At 69.2% G+C, this 15,205-nt stretch carries 17 protein-coding genes; 11 read left to right on the top strand and 6 right to left on the bottom strand.

Annotated features, from left to right (window positions below; translation table 11 throughout):
- Positions 1-33 precede the first annotated feature (33 nt).
- Both H4W26_RS04115 and H4W26_RS04110 read left to right on the top strand, forming a co-directional pair.
- Positions 34-1,335 carry a M16 family metallopeptidase gene (locus H4W26_RS04115; protein WP_192590863.1) on the top strand — a complete coding sequence of 434 codons (1,302 nt, stop codon included), beginning with the start codon at positions 34-36 and terminating at the stop codon, positions 1,333-1,335.
- A gap of 6 nt (positions 1,336-1,341) precedes the next feature.
- A complete protein-coding gene (locus H4W26_RS04110; protein WP_192590862.1) occupies positions 1,342-1,845 on the top strand; it encodes a hypothetical protein in 504 nt (167 codons plus the stop codon).
- On the opposite strand, the gene H4W26_RS04105 is transcribed toward H4W26_RS04110, so the two are convergent.
- The 3 genes from H4W26_RS04105 to moaA form a co-directional block, all read right to left on the bottom strand.
- Positions 1,835-2,200: a nuclear transport factor 2 family protein gene (locus H4W26_RS04105; protein WP_192590861.1), complete on the bottom strand. Its 366-nt coding sequence runs from the start codon at positions 2,198-2,200 to the stop codon at positions 1,835-1,837. The two genes, H4W26_RS04110 and H4W26_RS04105, sit on opposite strands and share 11 nt — an antisense overlap.
- Positions 2,201-2,295: 95 nt before the next feature.
- Complete coding sequence (locus H4W26_RS04100) at positions 2,296-2,718, bottom strand: MoaD/ThiS family protein (RefSeq protein WP_225939825.1); 423 nt, start codon at positions 2,716-2,718, stop codon at positions 2,296-2,298.
- Positions 2,719-2,729: 11 nt separating this feature from the next.
- Positions 2,730-3,866, bottom strand: a complete 1,137-nt coding sequence (gene moaA, locus H4W26_RS04095) for a GTP 3',8-cyclase MoaA (protein ID WP_192592005.1) — start codon at positions 3,864-3,866, stop codon at positions 2,730-2,732.
- A 142-nt stretch (positions 3,867-4,008) separates the two neighbouring features.
- Here moaA and H4W26_RS04090 point away from each other — a divergent pair, with 142 nt between their 5' ends.
- From H4W26_RS04090 to H4W26_RS04075, 4 genes are read left to right on the top strand one after another with little or no spacing between them, the layout of a single operon-like run.
- Complete coding sequence (locus tag H4W26_RS04090; RefSeq protein WP_192590860.1) at positions 4,009-5,352, top strand: molybdopterin molybdotransferase MoeA; 1,344 nt, start codon at positions 4,009-4,011, stop codon at positions 5,350-5,352.
- Positions 5,349-5,909, top strand: a complete 561-nt coding sequence (moaC, locus tag H4W26_RS04085; RefSeq protein WP_192590859.1) for a cyclic pyranopterin monophosphate synthase MoaC — start codon at positions 5,349-5,351, stop codon at positions 5,907-5,909. The genes H4W26_RS04090 and moaC overlap by 4 nt, the downstream gene beginning before the upstream one ends.
- Positions 5,906-6,454 (top strand): MogA/MoaB family molybdenum cofactor biosynthesis protein, encoded by a 549-nt coding sequence (locus H4W26_RS04080; RefSeq protein WP_192590858.1) that lies wholly within the window; start codon positions 5,906-5,908, stop codon positions 6,452-6,454. Before moaC ends, H4W26_RS04080 begins: the two co-directional genes overlap by 4 nt.
- Positions 6,451-6,939 (top strand): molybdenum cofactor biosynthesis protein MoaE, encoded by a 489-nt coding sequence (locus tag H4W26_RS04075; protein ID WP_192590857.1) that lies wholly within the window; start codon positions 6,451-6,453, stop codon positions 6,937-6,939. Before H4W26_RS04080 ends, H4W26_RS04075 begins: the two co-directional genes overlap by 4 nt.
- A 10-nt stretch (positions 6,940-6,949) precedes the next feature.
- Here the strand turns inward: H4W26_RS04075 and H4W26_RS04070 are convergent, their stop codons facing one another.
- On the bottom strand, positions 6,950-7,402 hold the full coding sequence (locus tag H4W26_RS04070; RefSeq protein WP_192590856.1) for a hypothetical protein: 453 nt from the start codon (positions 7,400-7,402) through the stop codon (positions 6,950-6,952).
- Between the two features lie 5 nt (positions 7,403-7,407).
- Complete coding sequence (dapB, locus tag H4W26_RS04065) at positions 7,408-8,169, bottom strand: 4-hydroxy-tetrahydrodipicolinate reductase (protein ID WP_192590855.1); 762 nt, start codon at positions 8,167-8,169, stop codon at positions 7,408-7,410.
- A gap of 177 nt (positions 8,170-8,346) precedes the next feature.
- Here dapB and H4W26_RS04060 point away from each other — a divergent pair, with 177 nt between their 5' ends.
- From H4W26_RS04060 to galK, 4 genes are read left to right on the top strand one after another with little or no spacing between them, the layout of a single operon-like run.
- Positions 8,347-9,195, top strand: a complete 849-nt coding sequence (locus H4W26_RS04060) for a DeoR/GlpR family DNA-binding transcription regulator (RefSeq protein WP_192590854.1) — start codon at positions 8,347-8,349, stop codon at positions 9,193-9,195.
- Positions 9,195-10,451, top strand: a complete 1,257-nt coding sequence (gene galT / locus H4W26_RS04055; RefSeq protein WP_192590853.1) for a galactose-1-phosphate uridylyltransferase — start codon at positions 9,195-9,197, stop codon at positions 10,449-10,451. Before H4W26_RS04060 ends, galT begins: the two co-directional genes overlap by 1 nt.
- On the top strand, positions 10,448-11,467 hold the full coding sequence (galE, locus tag H4W26_RS04050; RefSeq protein ID WP_192590852.1) for a UDP-glucose 4-epimerase GalE: 1,020 nt from the start codon (positions 10,448-10,450) through the stop codon (positions 11,465-11,467). Before galT ends, galE begins: the two co-directional genes overlap by 4 nt.
- Entirely contained in the window at positions 11,464-12,645 is a 1,182-nt protein-coding gene (gene galK / locus H4W26_RS04045; RefSeq protein WP_192590851.1) for a galactokinase, read from the top strand. Before galE ends, galK begins: the two co-directional genes overlap by 4 nt.
- Positions 12,646-12,766: 121 nt before the next feature.
- Here galK and H4W26_RS04040 read toward each other — a convergent pair whose 3' ends face one another.
- The gene (locus tag H4W26_RS04040) at positions 12,767-13,981 is read right to left on the bottom strand and encodes a heparan-alpha-glucosaminide N-acetyltransferase domain-containing protein (RefSeq protein ID WP_192590850.1); all 1,215 of its coding nucleotides are present in this window, start codon (positions 13,979-13,981) and stop codon (positions 12,767-12,769) included.
- 252 nt (positions 13,982-14,233) lie between these two features.
- Between H4W26_RS04040 and dapA the strand changes: the two genes are divergently transcribed.
- Positions 14,234-15,196 (top strand): 4-hydroxy-tetrahydrodipicolinate synthase, encoded by a 963-nt coding sequence (dapA, locus tag H4W26_RS04035; RefSeq protein WP_192590849.1) that lies wholly within the window; start codon positions 14,234-14,236, stop codon positions 15,194-15,196.
- Positions 15,197-15,205: the final 9 nt, after the last annotated feature.

The raw sequence follows: 15,205 nt of genomic DNA, 5'->3' as shown, positions 1-15,205 counted from the left end.
ATCACTCAGCGGCACAGGTAACCTGGGGAACCTATGCGCGTCACCATTGATCCCCACACCGAAGGCGTCCTGAACCACGACGCCGGCTCCACCGTCCGCCGCTCCGTGCTTCCCTCTGGAGTGCGCGTGCTCACCGAGGAGATGCCGGGCCAGCGCTCGGTCACCCTCGGATTCTGGATCGGCGTGGGCTCCCGCGACGAGGCCGCCCACCAGCACGGCTCCACCCACTTCCTGGAGCACCTGCTCTTCAAGGGCACCAAGACCCGCTCCGCGCTGGAGATCGCCTCGGCCTTCGACAGCGTGGGAGGGGAGTCCAACGCCGCCACCGGCAAGGAGCACACCTGCTACTACGCGCGGGTGCTCGACACCGATCTGCCCATGGCCGTGGACGTGCTCACCGACATCGTCACCTCCGCCCTGCTCGATCCGGCCGAGATGGAGATCGAGCGCGGGGTCATCCTCGAAGAGCTCGCCATGGCCGAGGACGATCCCGAGGACGTGGTCCACGAGCGCTTCGGCTCCCAGGTCATGGACGGGCACCCGCTGGGCCGACCCATCGGCGGCACGCCCGAGGAGATCAACGCCGCCAGCCGCGACGACGTCTTCGACCACTACCAGCGCTGGTATCGCCCCGACGAGCTGGTCATCACCGCGGCGGGCGGACTCGACCATGACCACGTGGTCTCGCTGATCGCCGAGGCTCTCGACAAGTCCGCCTGGGACATGACCGTGGCAGGTTCACCGGCTGAGCGCCGGGTCGGCCAGGAGACCGAGATCCCGGTCCGCGCCGGCACCGAGACCATCATCAAGCCCGTGGAGCAGTCCCAGGTGATCCTCGGCGGACGCGGCATGCCCGCCGCTGACGAGGACCGATTCGCGCTCTCGGTGATGCACGCGGTACTGGGCGGCGGCATGTCCTCCCGGCTCTTCCAGGAGGTCCGCGAACGCCGCGGCCTGGCCTACTCCACCTACTCCTTCTCCTCCGCGATGACCGACGCCGGCTACTTCGGCCTCTACGCCGGATGCCTGCCGAACAAGGTGGAGAAGGTCACCGAGGTCATGGCCGCCGAGCTCGAGCGGATCGCCACCGACCACGTCACCGCCGAAGAGCTGACCCGCGCGAAGGGCCAGCTGCGCGGAGGCACCGTGCTGGGCATGGAGGAGACCTCCTCACGCATGTCCCGGCTGGGCCGCGCGGAGCTGGTGCGCGGGGAGTTCGTGGACATCTCCGACACGCTGAACCAGATCGACGCCATCACCGCCGAAGACCTGCGCAAGGTCGCCGCCCGGCTGGCCAGCTCCCCGCGAGCGGTCACCGTGGTCGGCCCCAGCTAGATCACGATGCGCGGCGGGCGCAGGACGCTGCTGGTTCTCGCCGCCGCGGCCCTCACGCTGGCCTCCTGCGCGGAGCCCGGCGATATAGACGCCGGCGATGGTGACGAGCCGACAAGCCCGCCGGCTGCCGTGCATCCCGACGACGACGGCGCGGCGCCCAGTCCCAGCGACGGCGCCAGCGTCTCTCCGGATGGGATGCCGGACCCGATCCAAGAGACCGAGGAGATGGTGGCTGAACACCTCTCCTCCTGGCAGGACTACGCGGTTCTCTCCGAGACCGAGCTGCAGCTGGCGTTCTACACCGGCAATCCTGCCTGCTACGGCGTGCGCTCGGTGGTTGCTGAGAATGATCGCGAGGTCCGCGTGGCGACGATCTCCGGGACCCTGCTCGACGCCACCGATTCAGCCTGCACCCAGGAAGCTCGGTCCGTCTCGGTGGTCGTGGAGCTGGATCAGCCGCTGGGAGACCGCGAAGTGCTCCCGCTGACCGAGGTCGAGCTCAACCGGTAGTCGAGGTCGGCGGCGAGGTCTCGACCCCGCCGAAATAGACCTGGATCTCGGTGATGAGCCCTTCGGCCACGCTGATGATCTCCACGTTGCTGAACGGCTGCTGTCCCGGCAGCTGGGCCATGTAGCGCAGCAGCACCGTGCCGGGGGAGATCTCCACGGCGGTGGTGATCTCTTGGCGCAGGAACCGTCGCGCGGTGGGAAAGCAGGTCTCCAAGAAGGTGGCCTTGTCCAGGTGGTCATCCTGCGGGGAGGTGAAGGTCATGTCATCGTCGAGCAGCATTCGGGCTGCGCGCAGGTCTCCGACCCGGTAGGCAGCGAACTGCGCCAGTGCGGTCTCCAGCGGGGTACGAGTCATCACGCGCTCCGGTTCAACGATCTCTCCAGGTCATCCCCGGAATCTACTCCGCGGTCCCACTGAATGTCAGGAGCTGATCCCCTCGAGGATCCTGCTCAGCCTCCGGCGAAGGGCGGCAGCACGTCCAGCTGGTCACCCGGCTGGACCTGGGTGCTCTCTGACCGGGCGCGCACTCCGTTGACCAGGAACGAGCTGCGCGCACATACCCGGTCCAGGCTGGGGGCGGCGGAGGGGGATGTGCCCGAGGTGGGCGCGCCGTCGTCGTCCGCCGTGTGCTCAGCAGTCTGCTGCCGGACCAGCTGCGGCAGGTCTGCGATGAGCTCAGCGAGGGCAATTCCTGCAGCGGGCAACGGCCTGGGCAGTGGAATCTGGAGCTGCTCGGCGCCGGCGGCCTCTGCGGCGGCGGCGAAGAACCGGACGGTGATCTGCTGGTCTCCGGTGCTTTCCGCGCCGGTTGAGCCGGTTGTGGCGCCACGGGAGGCGGCGTCTGCGTTCTGCGCGGGCGAGGGGTCCTGCATGGTCACGGCGCTCAGCCTCCGATCGCTGACATGGAACGGTCAGGGCGGTGGAAGCTTGCCAGATCAAATCCGGGGCGGTCGGTGCCGTGCGCGGCGGGCTTGACCCACATGGCCTCGGCCCAGGCCTGGGCGATGTCCGCGTCCGTGCTCTCGGGGGCACGCAGCAGGTGCATCAGGTCGAACTCCTCGTTGGAGAACAGGCAGCTCATCACGCGCCCCTCCGCGGTGAGCCGGGTGCGGCGGCAGTCGCCGCAGAACGGCTCGGTCACCGAGGCGATGATCCCCACGCGGCCCAGCGGTTCGGGCGCCGACTCAGGGGAGGCCCCGGGCGCGGTGTCCAGCGGGAAGACGTCGAAGCGCTCGGCTGGGGCGCCGTCGCGGTTCTCCTGGGTGGGGGCGAGTCGGAACCGCTCGGAGAGCAGGCCGCGGGTCTCGGCGGCGGAGATGGTGCCCTCGGCCTTCCACTGCTGGTCCCCGTCCAGTGGCATCTGTTCGATGAAGCGCAGCTCGAAGCCGCGCGCGACGGACCATTCCAGCAGATCAGCGGCGTGGGTGTCATTGACCCCGCGCATCAGCACCGCGTTGATCTTCAGCGGAGTGAGTCCGGCGGCTGCCGCGGCCTCCACGCCGATCAGCACCTTGTCCAGGGAGTCGCGTCGGGTCAGCTGGGCGAAGGTCTCGCGATGCACCGAGTCCAGGGAGATGTTCACCCGGGTCAGCCCGGCCTCGGCGAGGGCCGCGGCCTTGCGTTCCAGGCCGATGGCGTTGGTGGTCATGGCGATGGGCAGATCGGGGTGATCGGCGCGCAGCCCGGCGATGATGTCCACCAGGTCGGCGCGCACCAGCGGCTCCCCGCCGGTCAGGCGCAGTTCGCGCACGCCGAGCGTGTTCACACCGATGTGGACGAGGCGGCGGATCTCAGCGGCCGAGAGCAGCTGGTCCTTGCTGAGCCAGGGGAGTCCCTCAGCGGGCATGCAGTAGGTGCAGCGCAGATTGCACTTGTCGATCAGCGAGATCCGCAGGTCGGTGGCGCGGCGGCCGAAGGAGTCCATGAGCCCGCGTGAGGGATCGGGCCCGGTGGTGTCGGGGCCGGTCGCCCCGGTGGGCGGACGATCGCTGGAGCCGGACCGGCTTCGCAGCGCCGGCATTCCCAGCTGCACCGGCGCCGTATGGCCCGGAGCAGGGGTGAGGTCATGCTGAGCCTGCTGCATGCGGCCATCGTATCCCCGCCGGCTGGACCCCCGCTGGCCGCCTCGGGAGATGTCAGAGGCCCCGCGTAGACTGGGCCCCATGTCAGAGACCACTACTCGAGTGCCCGTTGAAGAGCACATCAGCCGCCTGAAAGACGTCCTGGGTGCCGCGCTGGGTGCCCGTGCCACCGAGACCGTGGAGATCTCCGCCGGCGGCGTGGCCGGCCGAATCATCGCCGAACGGCTGGTCTCCGAGGTCCCGCTTCCCGGGTTCGACAACTCCCAGATGGACGGCTTCGCCATGCGCGCCGCTGATCTCACCGTGCGCGACGGCGAGGCGAGGCTCCCCGTGGCCGGCACCACCGCCGCGGGCAATGAGCCTGCGCTGCTGCCGCTCGGTGCCGCCTACGAGGTGATGACCGGCGCGCCCATTCCCGCCGGCGCGGACCTGGTCATCCCGGTGGAGTTCACCGAGGGCTTCGGCGCCAAAGAAGTCCACTTCGCCGGGCTGAGCGAGGCCGACGTCGCCCGCGGACGCTACATCCGCGCCATCGGCTCGGACATCGCCGCCGGCGAGCTGCTGGCCGAGCCCGGTGATGTCATCAGCCCCGCCCAGCTGGCGGTGCTCGTGGCCTGCGGCTACGCCGAGCTCGAGGTTCTCGAACCCATCCGCACCCTGGTGCTCTCCACCGGAGACGAGATCCGCCGGCCCGGCTCCGAACTGCGTCCCGGGCAGCTCTACGACTCGGACACCCCGCTGCTCGGCGCTGTACTGGAGACCTTCGGCCACCAGGTCGTGACCTCCCGGGTGGGCACCGATGACCCGGCCTGGTTCCTCGACGCACTCGATGCTCTCGTGGCCGTGCACCACCCGCACCTGATCATCACGGCCGGGGGCATCAGCAAGGGTGCCTACGAGGTGGTGCGCCAGGGCCTGGGCAACCGCGGCATCTCCTTCGGCACCGTGGCCCAGCAGCCCGGCGGACCTCAAGGATGGGGCCTCCTCGAAGGTGACCTCGAAGGCCGAGGACTGCTGCACTGGCGCTCCCAGCAGGAGGACCCCCACGCACCGATCGCCGTGATCGCGCTGCCCGGGAACCCGGTGTCCTCCGCCGTGAGCATGGAGACCCTGGTCCGGCCCGCGCTGGCGGCGGTGGATCCCAACTGTGCCCCACCGCGCCGCATCACCGTGCGCACTGTGGAGGACATCAGCTCCCCACAGGGCGTGCGGCAGTTCCGCCGCGTGCGCATCCTCGACGATGCCGCCGCCGAGGCAGGCGGGGTGCCCACCGTGGCGCTCGAAGGCGGCCCCGGCTCGCACCTGCTGGGACACCTGGCCCGCGCGGACGCCCTGCTGGAGCTGCCCGAGGACGACGTCGAGGTCCCCTCCGGCTCGGAGCGGCAGGCCGTGCTGATCACCGGCCGGGGAGTGGGCACCCGATGATCGCCCAGCACGGTCGTGAGCCGGCCGAGTCAGCCCAGCCCACCGGCGACCATCACGAGAACGCGCAGAGGCTGACCCATGTTCGGGGCGACGGCAGCGCCCACATGGTGGATGTCTCCGGCAAGGAGGTCACCTCCCGCGTGGCGCGAGCCCAGGCGGTGCTCATCACCACCAGCAATGTCACCGCCCTGCTTGCAGGGGACGGTCTGCCCAAGGGCGACGCGCTCGCCACGGCCCGGATCGCGGGCATCATGGCGGCGAAGAAGACGCCCGAGCTGGTGCCGCTGTGCCATCCGCTGCCGGTGGCGAAGGTGACCGTTGACCTTGAGGTCGATGCTCCCGCACCGGGATCGGTGCTCATCACCACCGAGGTGAAGACGACCTCACGCACCGGGGTGGAGATTGAAGCATTGACCGCGGCGGCAGTCGCGGCGTTGACTCTGTACGACATGATCAAGGCCGTGGACAAGGCCGCCGTGATCACGGACCAGAAGGTTCTGTTCAAAGCAGGGGGCAGAAGCGGCGAATGGACCAGGACTGAGACGGAGACTGGATGACTGACACCCCGGAACTGGGAAAGACCGACTACTCCGACGCCGAGACCTCGCGCATGATCGCTCCGGTCATCGTCTCCACCCGGGCGGCCACCGGCGTGACCGAGGATCGTTCGGCGCCGGTCATCGCGGAACTCGCACAGACGATCGGATTCTTCTCGCGGCCTCCGGTGATCATCCCCGACGGCGAAGGCGTGCTCGCGGCCATCTCCGAGCTGCTGGTGCAGATCGAACCGGCCGTCATCATCACCTCCGGCGGCACCGGCCTCACCCCGGATGACCTCACCCCGGAGTTCACCAAACCGCTGCTGGACAAGGAGATCCCCGGCATCATGGAGGCCGTGCGCGCCCATGGCCTGTCCAAGAATCCGCTGGCCGCGCTGAGTCGGGGCGTGGCCGGGGTGACCGGCAAGACCGTCATCGTGAACCTTCCGGGCTCGCCGAAAGCCGTGCGCGAAGGCATGGAGGTCCTCGTCAAGCTGCTGCCGCACCTCTGCGATCAGGTCTCCGACATCCGCGACCACGACTCCTGGGGCACCGACTCATGAGCGCGGAGGAGCCCCAGTCCCTGAACCAGGCGGGGCTCTCTGCGGATGAGCCCTTCGAATTCCCGCAGGAGCGGGTGATCCTCGCCGAGCTCAGCGACCAGCCGCTGAGCCTGACCCAGGCTGAGGTGGAGGTCTGGGCGGACCGGGCAGGCGCCGTCGTCGGCTTCTCCGGCATTGTCCGCAATCATGATCACGGTCAGCCCGTGGACCGGCTCAGCTACACCGCGCACCCCTCTGCCGCCGAGGCGATCGCGCAGGTGGCCGTGGACATCGCCGCACGCTTCCCGACCGTGCGGGTGTGGGTGGCGCACCGGGTGGGCCAGCTGGAGATCGGTGATCACGCGCTCGTCGCCGCGGTAGCGTCAGCTCACCGCGCCGAGGCGTTCCAGGCCTGCGCCGAGCTGGTGGAACAGACCAAGGACCAGGTGCCGATCTGGAAGGAACAGTTCTTCTCCGACGGCACCCGGGAGTGGGTCGGCAGCTAGAGCACGCGGATCAGCGTGCCGCGCGGGAGGACTTCTCCATCGAGATGGCTTTGCGCATGGTCTTGCGCGCGCGGACCCGGTCCCCGGCGGTGTCATAGGCGATCGAGAGCCGGAACCAGGAGCGCCAATCCTCCGGTGCGGCCTCGGCCTCTGCGGCATAGACCTTGAACTGCTCGTCAGCCTGCTCGCGGTTCGCCCGACCACCGGCCGAGCGTTCCACCGTGTCCTCGGGCAGCCCGCCCTCGTCCTCCAGTCGACGGCCGAGCCGCTCGGTGCCGATGCCGAAGAGCAGCTCGCGCCCGAGCACCCACACGCCCAGCACCACGATCAGCATGGCGCCGGCGCCGATCAGCTGCGCCGCGAGGTCGTCCACGCGCAGGAATCGCCAGGCAGAGGCCGCCGCGCCGACCAGCATGATGGCCAGCAGCGCAATGACCAGCCCGGTCCAGAATTTTGCCTTCATCGGCTCTACAGCCCCAGGTCCAGGTAGCCGTCGAGCCCGTGGGTCAGGCCGGGCCGCGATCCCACGGTGCGCAGTCCGAGCAGCACGCCGGGCATGAAGGAGGCGCGGTCGAAGGAGTCGTGACGGATGCTCAGCTGCTCGCCGGCGGAGCCGAGCAGCACCTCCTGGTGGGCGACCAGTCCGCGCAGGCGGACCGAATGCACGTGGATGCCGGCCACCTCGGCGCCGCGAGCGCCCTCGAGTGCGGTCTCGGTCGCATCGGGGGAGGGGGCGACGTCGGCGGCCTCCCGCGCCGCGCCCATCAGCTCCGCAGTGCGCACCGCGGTGCCGGAGGGGGCGTCGACCTTCTGCGGATGGTGCAGCTCGATGACCTCCGCAGACTCGAAATACTGCGCGGCCTTGGCGGCGAACGCCGTGGCCAGCACGGAGCCCAGCGCAAAGTTAGGGGCGATCAGCACGCCGGACTCGGGGTGCTCGGAGAGCAGCTGCTCGAGGCGTTCCAGCCGGTCGGCATCCCAGCCGGTGGTCCCGACCACGGCGTAGATCCCGTGCTCCACGGCGAAGCGCACATTGGCCTCGGTGGAGTCCGGCACGGTGAGGTCCACGATGTGCGTGGCACCCGCGGAGAGGATCTCTTCCAGGGTGTCGCTGCGACCGTGGGCCGCGACCAGCTCCATGTCCGGGGCGTTCTTCACGGCCTCGACGGCCTCGCTGCCCATGCGCCCACCGGCACCGAGCACGGCGACTCGAATCTCTGCATTGCTCATGAACCCAGCCTAACGCTCACCCCACCCAGCGTTTTACCCGGCGGGGCTTGGTTTACCGGGCACACGGTGGGGCCGGTAGACCACGGAAGGTGGGGTAAAACGGCAGGAGGGTCTGTTGGAAAGTGTTCACTTGTGTTTGAATGTGATCGTCGGGTTCACGTGTCTTGAGGAGGTCCCATGCTTGCAGCTCAGCGCCGCGCTGGGATCGTCGCTCTGCTGGAATCGGCCGGTGGGGTCAGCGTCTCGGAGCTGGCCGCGCGCTTCGAGGTCTCCGATATGACCATCCGCCGCGATCTCGAGAACCTCGCCGAGGCGGGGCTCATCGCGAAAGTCCACGGGGGTGCGGTGGCTCCCGCAGCAGACGCCGCTGCGGTGGCTCGTCGCACGGAGGAGCCCGGCTTCGAGGCCAAATCCGCCCAGATGCTCCCGGAGAAGCAGGCCATCGCGGCCGCCGCGGCAGAGCTCCTCGCCCCGGGAATGTCCGTCGGGCTCTCGGCCGGTACCACCACCTGGGCCCTGGCCCATCACCTGCTCACCGTCCCTGAGCTCACCGTGGTCACCAACTCACCACGGATCGCCGCGATCTTCCACCGCGCCGCCGACGCTCACACTGACGCCCATACCGCTGGGCAGACACGGGACGCGGCAGACCCGAGGGTGATCCTCACCGGCGGGGTGCGCACTCCTTCCGACGCGCTCGTCGGCCCGATCGCGAATCAGGCGCTGCGCTCCCTGCACCTGGACCTGGTCTTCCTCGGCACCCACGGCTTCTCCTCCGCCGCAGGGTTCACCACGCCGAACCTCGAGGAGGCCGAGACCAATCGCACCCTGCTGCAGTCCGGGGCGCGCGCCGTCGTGCTGGCCGATCACACCAAATGGGGCGCCACGGCCCTGGGCACCTTCGCCCGGATCGCGCAGATCGACACGCTGATCAGCGACACCGGGCTCCCGGACCCGGCCGCCGCAGAGCTGCGCGAACAGCTGATGCTGACCCTCGCCGAGACCACCGAGACCAGGAGATCCTGATGACCACCGCCCACGAGGCCCCCGAAACCCAGCACCGGCGGGCGCACAAGTCCCGTGCGCAGCTCGCCGATGGCCGCGAGATCATCTTCTTCGACGATGCGCCGCGCACCCGGACCGTCCAGGATCGCCGGGAGATCACCCGGCCCGAGGGTGGCAATGAGATGCGCTATGACCCGCTGCTGCGCGAATGGGTGGCCATCGCCGCGGCCCGCCAGCACCGCACCCACCTGCCCTCTTCCGATCAATGTCCGCTCTGCCCCACCACCGAAGACCGCGCCAGCGAGGTCCCACAGGCCGAGTACGACGTCGTCGTCTTCGAGAACCGCTTCCCCTCCTTCCGGGGAGACGTCCCGGTCCCCGGTGACTTCCTGAGCACGACGACGGCGGCCGCCGAGTCCGCAGGAATCCGCCAGCACGGCTCGGGCCGGTGTGAGGTGGTGTGCTTCACCGATGACCACACCTCGCAGCTGGCCCAGGTCAGCGCCGAGCGGATGCGCACCGTGGTGGACGCCTGGGCAGACCGCTCGGAAGCGATGCTCGCCGAACCTGGAGTCGAGCAGGTCTACTGCTTCGAGAATCGCGGCGAAGAGATCGGCGTGACCCTGCATCATCCGCATGGGCAGATCTATGGCTACCCGTTCATCACCCCGCGCACCCGGACCCTGCTGGAATCCGCCGCGGACTATCGCGAGCGCCGGGGTGCAGATCTCTTCGCCGACATCCTGGCCGCGGAGGTCTCGGACGGCCGGCGGATCGTGGCGCGCACCGAGCATTGGACCGCGTTCATCCCCGCGTGGGCGCGCTGGCCGGTGGAGCTGCACATCTACCCGCACCGCGCCGTGGAGCGGCTCCCGGAGCTCACCGGCGCCGAGCGGGATGACTTCGCCGCGCTCTACCTGGACTTGCTCCAGCGCGGCGACCAGCTCTTCGACGGCCCGCTGCCGTATATCTCCGGCTGGCAGCAGGCCCCGGCCTCCGCGGAACCCGGACTGATGCGGCTGCACCTGCAGCTGTTCTCCATCCGGCGTGCGGAGAATAAGCTGAAGTTCCTGGCCGGCTCCGAATCCGGCATGGGGGTCTTCATCAATGACATCGCACCCGAGGACATGGCCCGCCGGCTGGTGGACCTGGGCGCGGGGTCTGCCGACGCTGACGCCGCCGGCGCGGATTCTGCTGAACCATCGACAGACGCTGAACCACCGATAGACGCTGAACCACCGACAGATGCTGAACCACATACAGAGGAGACACGATGAAGCTGCTGGTCACCGGGGGCGCCGGATACATCGGATCTGTGGTGGTGCAGCAGCTGCTCGCCGAAGGCCACACCGTGGAGGTGCTGGACAACCTGAGCACCGGCCACGCCGACTCCATCCTCGGCGGAGCGATCTGGCATGAGGCTGATCTCCTCCAGGTCGGACGCATCCTGGACTCCAGCTTCGACGGAGTGGTCCACCTCGCCGCGCGCTCGCTGGTCGGGGAATCGGTCTCCCACCCGGAGCGATACTGGCACGGCAACATTGTCGCCACCCTCGCCCTGCTCGATGCGATGCGCGAGGCAGGGGTGCCCCGCCTCGTGTTCTCCTCCACGGCGGCCGTCTACGGGGAGCCCGCCGGCGCCAGCATCGCCGAGACCGATCAGACCATGCCGACCAACCCCTACGGCGCCTCGAAGCTCGCGATCGATCACATGCTCACCGCCGAGGCACACGCCCACGGCCTGGCAGCCATCAGCCTGCGCTACTTCAACGTCGCCGGCGCCTCCGGGGAGCTGCGCGAGCGTCACGACCCGGAGACCCACCTGATCCCGAACCTGCTGAAGGTCGCCGCGGGGGAGAAGGAGAGCGCGAGCATCTTCGGCACCGATTACCCCACCGAGGACGGCACAGCGGTGCGGGACTACATCCACGTCCGCGACCTCGCCGAGGCGCACCTGCGCGCCCTGAAGGCCGCCGTGCCCGGCACCCACGAGATCTACAACCTGGGCACCGGCACCGGCACCTCGGTGCGCCAGGTCATCGACGCCGTCCGCGAGGTCACCGGACGCGAGGTCCCCGCCGTGGAGGAGCCCCGCCGCGCAGGAGACCCCGCCGTGCTCGTGGCCTCGGGGCAGCGCGCCCTGGACGACCTCGGCTGGCAGCCCACCCGAGACATCCGCCAGATGGTCTCCGACGCGTGGACCGCGCTGGGCTCGGACACCGCTAGCCCCGACGCCGCGAGCTCGGGCACCGCGACGCCCACCGCCCCCACCTCCGCCGGAGGCCTCGCATGAGTGCCGCACAGCTCGCGCTCGCAGACGCCTTCCAGGAGGCTTTCGGCCGGGACAGCGCAGGGATCTGGGCGGCCCCCGGACGGGTGAACCTGATCGGGGAGCACACCGACTACAACGGCGGCTTCGTGCTGCCCTTCGCGCTGCCGCAGACCAGCCGGGTCGCCGCCGCCCCCCGCAGCGACCGGATCGTCCATGTGCGGTCCCTGCTCAACGGCGAGACCGCCGAGTTCAGTCTGGACGGGCTGGCCCCCGGCGTCGTCGAGGGCTGGGCCGCCTATGCCGCGGGGATGCTGTGGTCGCTCGAGCAGGCCGGGCACCTGCTGCCGGGCCTGGATCTGCTCATCGATTCGGATGTTCCGATCGGGGCGGGGCTGTCGTCCTCGGCCGCCCTGGAATGCTCCGTCGGCCTGGCAGCGACCGAACTGGCCGGCGTCGAACTCTCCCACGCTGAACTGGCTCAGCTGGCCCAGCACGCAGAGAACGACTTCGTCGGAATGCCCTGCGGGATCATGGATCAGATGGCGTCCATCGCCGCGCAGGCCGAGCGCGCGCTGCTGCTGGACACCCGGAGCATGGCGATCGAACACGTCCCCTTCACGCTGGCGCAGGACGGGCTCGCGCTGCTGGTCATCGACTCCCTGGCCGAACACCGACTGGTCGACGGCGAGTACGCCGCCCGGCGCGCCCAGTGCGAGACCGGAGCCCGGCAGCTGGGTCTCGAGAGCCTCCGCGAACTCAACGACGACGGCGTCGCCCCTGAGGACCTGGCCGCTCGGCTTGAGGACCCGGTCATTCTGCGACGGGTCCGCCACGTGCTCACCGAGAACACCCGTGTGCTCGCCGCCAAGGAGGCGCTGAGCATCGGCGCCTACGCCGAGCTCGGTGAGATCCTCAGTGCCTCCCATGCCTCGCAGCGCGATGACTTCGAGATCACGGTCCCGGAGACCGACACGCTGGTCGAGACGCTGATGTCCCCGCACCAGGATCATGGGGCACAGCCTGCGCTCGGTGCCCGACAGGTGGGTGGAGGCTTCGGCGGGTGCGTGATCGCGCTGATCGATGCCGATTCCTTCGACGGGCTGCTCGGTGCCGTGCAGGAGAATGCCCGCCAGCGCGGCTACACCGAGCCCACCGGGTTCCTCGCCCAGCCCTCGGCCGGCGCCCACCGACTCAGCTGATCCGGTCCCTCCCAAGCGTTTTACCCCCGCGTCCGTGGTCTACCGGGCACACCGTCGGGAAGGTATTCCACGGAGGGCCGGGTAAAACGCGGGAGCGCGGGAGAGCGGCGGGGCGGGGACTTCAGCGGCGGGCGACGGCGTTGCCTGCCGCGTGCGTGAGGGCCTCCAACGGGCCGCGTCGGCGCAGCAGGAACCGCAGCAGACCCGCCGCCAGTGCGCCCAGGATCAGGATCGTGATCATCTGCGTGGCGGAATACTGGGCCAGGAAGGTCATGAACTCCGGCACCTGAGCCCCGTTCCAGTAATGCAGCACCACGAGGTGAGCCACATACAGCGTCAGTGGCATCGCCCCGGCGCCGATCAGCGGAGCCAGCACCCAGCGCAGCTTCTCCGCGATCAGCAGACACACCCCGAGCACCAGCATCGAGGTCCCCAAGGTATGGATCAGGTCCATCGTGGAGCCCTGATGCGGGGTGGCGAGCAGGAACCAGGCGTTCTCGGTCACCAGTGGAACCTGATAGGTGCCGGCCAGCAGCTCGGCGCGCAGCTCGGCGGTGGACCAGCCGTAGCGGCCCGCCAGCTCGCTGATGAACTCGGACTGGAAGAGCATCCACAGGTGGACGCCATAGCTGATCAGCGCGAGGACCAGGCCCGTGCCCGCGAGCTTGAGCGCCGTGCCCGTGCGCTGCAGCTGCAACCGGCCGATGGCCATGCCCGCGAAGAGGTACGCGGGCCAGATCAGCAGCGGGTAGTACCCGGTCAGCGCGAGATCCATGCCCAGCAGACCGGGGTCCGCGAGGTCGGTCAGCGAGGGGGAGTGCCACAGCCTCCAGGTGTCGGGGAACTGGGTGAGGCTGCTGCGCAGATCATTGTGCAGCCACCAGTACGCCACCGGGGCGGCGGCCACCCAGAAACCCGCGAGAGCGAACAGCGGGACGGCGCCCAGACGAAGGAACGGGATCGCGAGCAGGAACAGCAGTCCGTAGTGGACCAGGATGATCGCCACGCCGGAGTCCAGATAGGCGATCAGCAGCCCGATGAGCACCACGATCAGCGCCCGCACGGCGATGGCCTTGCGGTCCCCGGAGAGCTGCGTCTTCGAGTGTGCGCGTCCGGCGCCGCCGCTGAGCAGCGCCAGGCCGACGCCGGCCAGCAGGGCGAACAGGGCCGAGGGTCGCCCGGTGAAGAGCAGCCCCGCCCAGGTGGCCTCGTGACCGGGCTCGGAGATGGTGGGAAGCACATGGACGGTCATCATCCCCAGCAGAGCGAGGCCGCGGGCGGCGTCGACTCCCGAGATGCGACGAGTGCGTGCGGAGGCGGTGCCGGCTGTGATCACAGACCGTACGCTACTGCCTCCTGGGCGTCGGCCGGAGATCACCTGACGCGGAACCTGAAAAAACTTTGCTGGACTCTGCATTCTTTCTGCGGCCGCGGCGTTTTACCACCCGCTGCGCGGTCTACCGACCGGACGGTCCCTCGGGTAGAACACGTTCGGCCCGGTAAAACGCGGCAGGGTAAAACGCGGGACGCGTCAGCCCGGCACAATGCGGGATGGGGGAGCGGCACAGGGGCACGGTAGGCTTGCCCTATGGCAAGCGACAACGAGCCCACACACGAATTCGATCCTCATCTCACCCAGGGACAGGTGCAGCACCCGGATCAGACCGACCCGCATTTCGGGCATCTGATCACGGCGATGGTCACCCCCTTCACCCCGGATGACAAGATCGATTTCGACGCGTTCGAGGCGCTCGCGGCCAAGCTCGTCGATGAGGGAAACGACTCCCTGGTGGTCTCCGGGACCACCGGCGAGACCTCCACGCTGGAGGACCACGAGAAGGAATCCCTGGTCCGGGCCGCCAAGTCCGCCGTCGGGGATCGTGCCAAGGTCATCGCCGGCACCTCGACGAACCACACCGATCACGACCTGCTCATGGCCAAGCGTGCCGAGCGGGCCGGAGCCGACGGGCAGCTGGTCGTCACCCCGTACTACAACAAGCCCAGCCAGGACGGTGTGCTCGCGCACTTCACCGCCGTGGCCAATGCCGCCGACCTGCCGCTGATGATCTATGACATCCCCGGCCGCACCGGCATCCCGATCTCCACCGAGACCATCCTGAAGCTCTCCGAGCACCCGCACATCATGTCGCTCAAAGACGCGAAGAATGACATCACCGCCACCACCGAGGTGCTGACCAAGACCGACCTCGAGGTCTACTCCGGTGATGATCAGAACGTACTCGCCTGGATGGCCATGGGTGCCGCCGGCGTCGTCTCGGTGACCGCCCATGTGGCCTCCCCGACCTTCCGCCGGATGGTCGACGCGGTGCTGAACTATGACCTGCGCGAGGCCCGCATCGCCCACGGCGAGCTCGGACCCGTCATCCGCGCCATGATGACCCGCGTGCAGGGAGCAGTCTCCTGCAAGCAGGTGCTCAACTGGCTCGGCACCGGGATGCAGCCCGGCGTCCGCCTGCCGCTCGTGCAGGCCAACGAACTTGAGAAACAACTGATCATCGCCGACCTGCGAGAGGCAGGCTGGCAGCTCTGAGAGCTCATC

Source organism: Nesterenkonia halotolerans, assembly GCF_014874065.1.
GTDB lineage: Bacteria > Actinomycetota > Actinomycetes > Actinomycetales > Micrococcaceae > Nesterenkonia > Nesterenkonia halotolerans.
The sequence above is the reverse complement of the archived record's forward strand: the minus strand, read 5'-3'. Positions and strand labels throughout refer to the sequence as shown.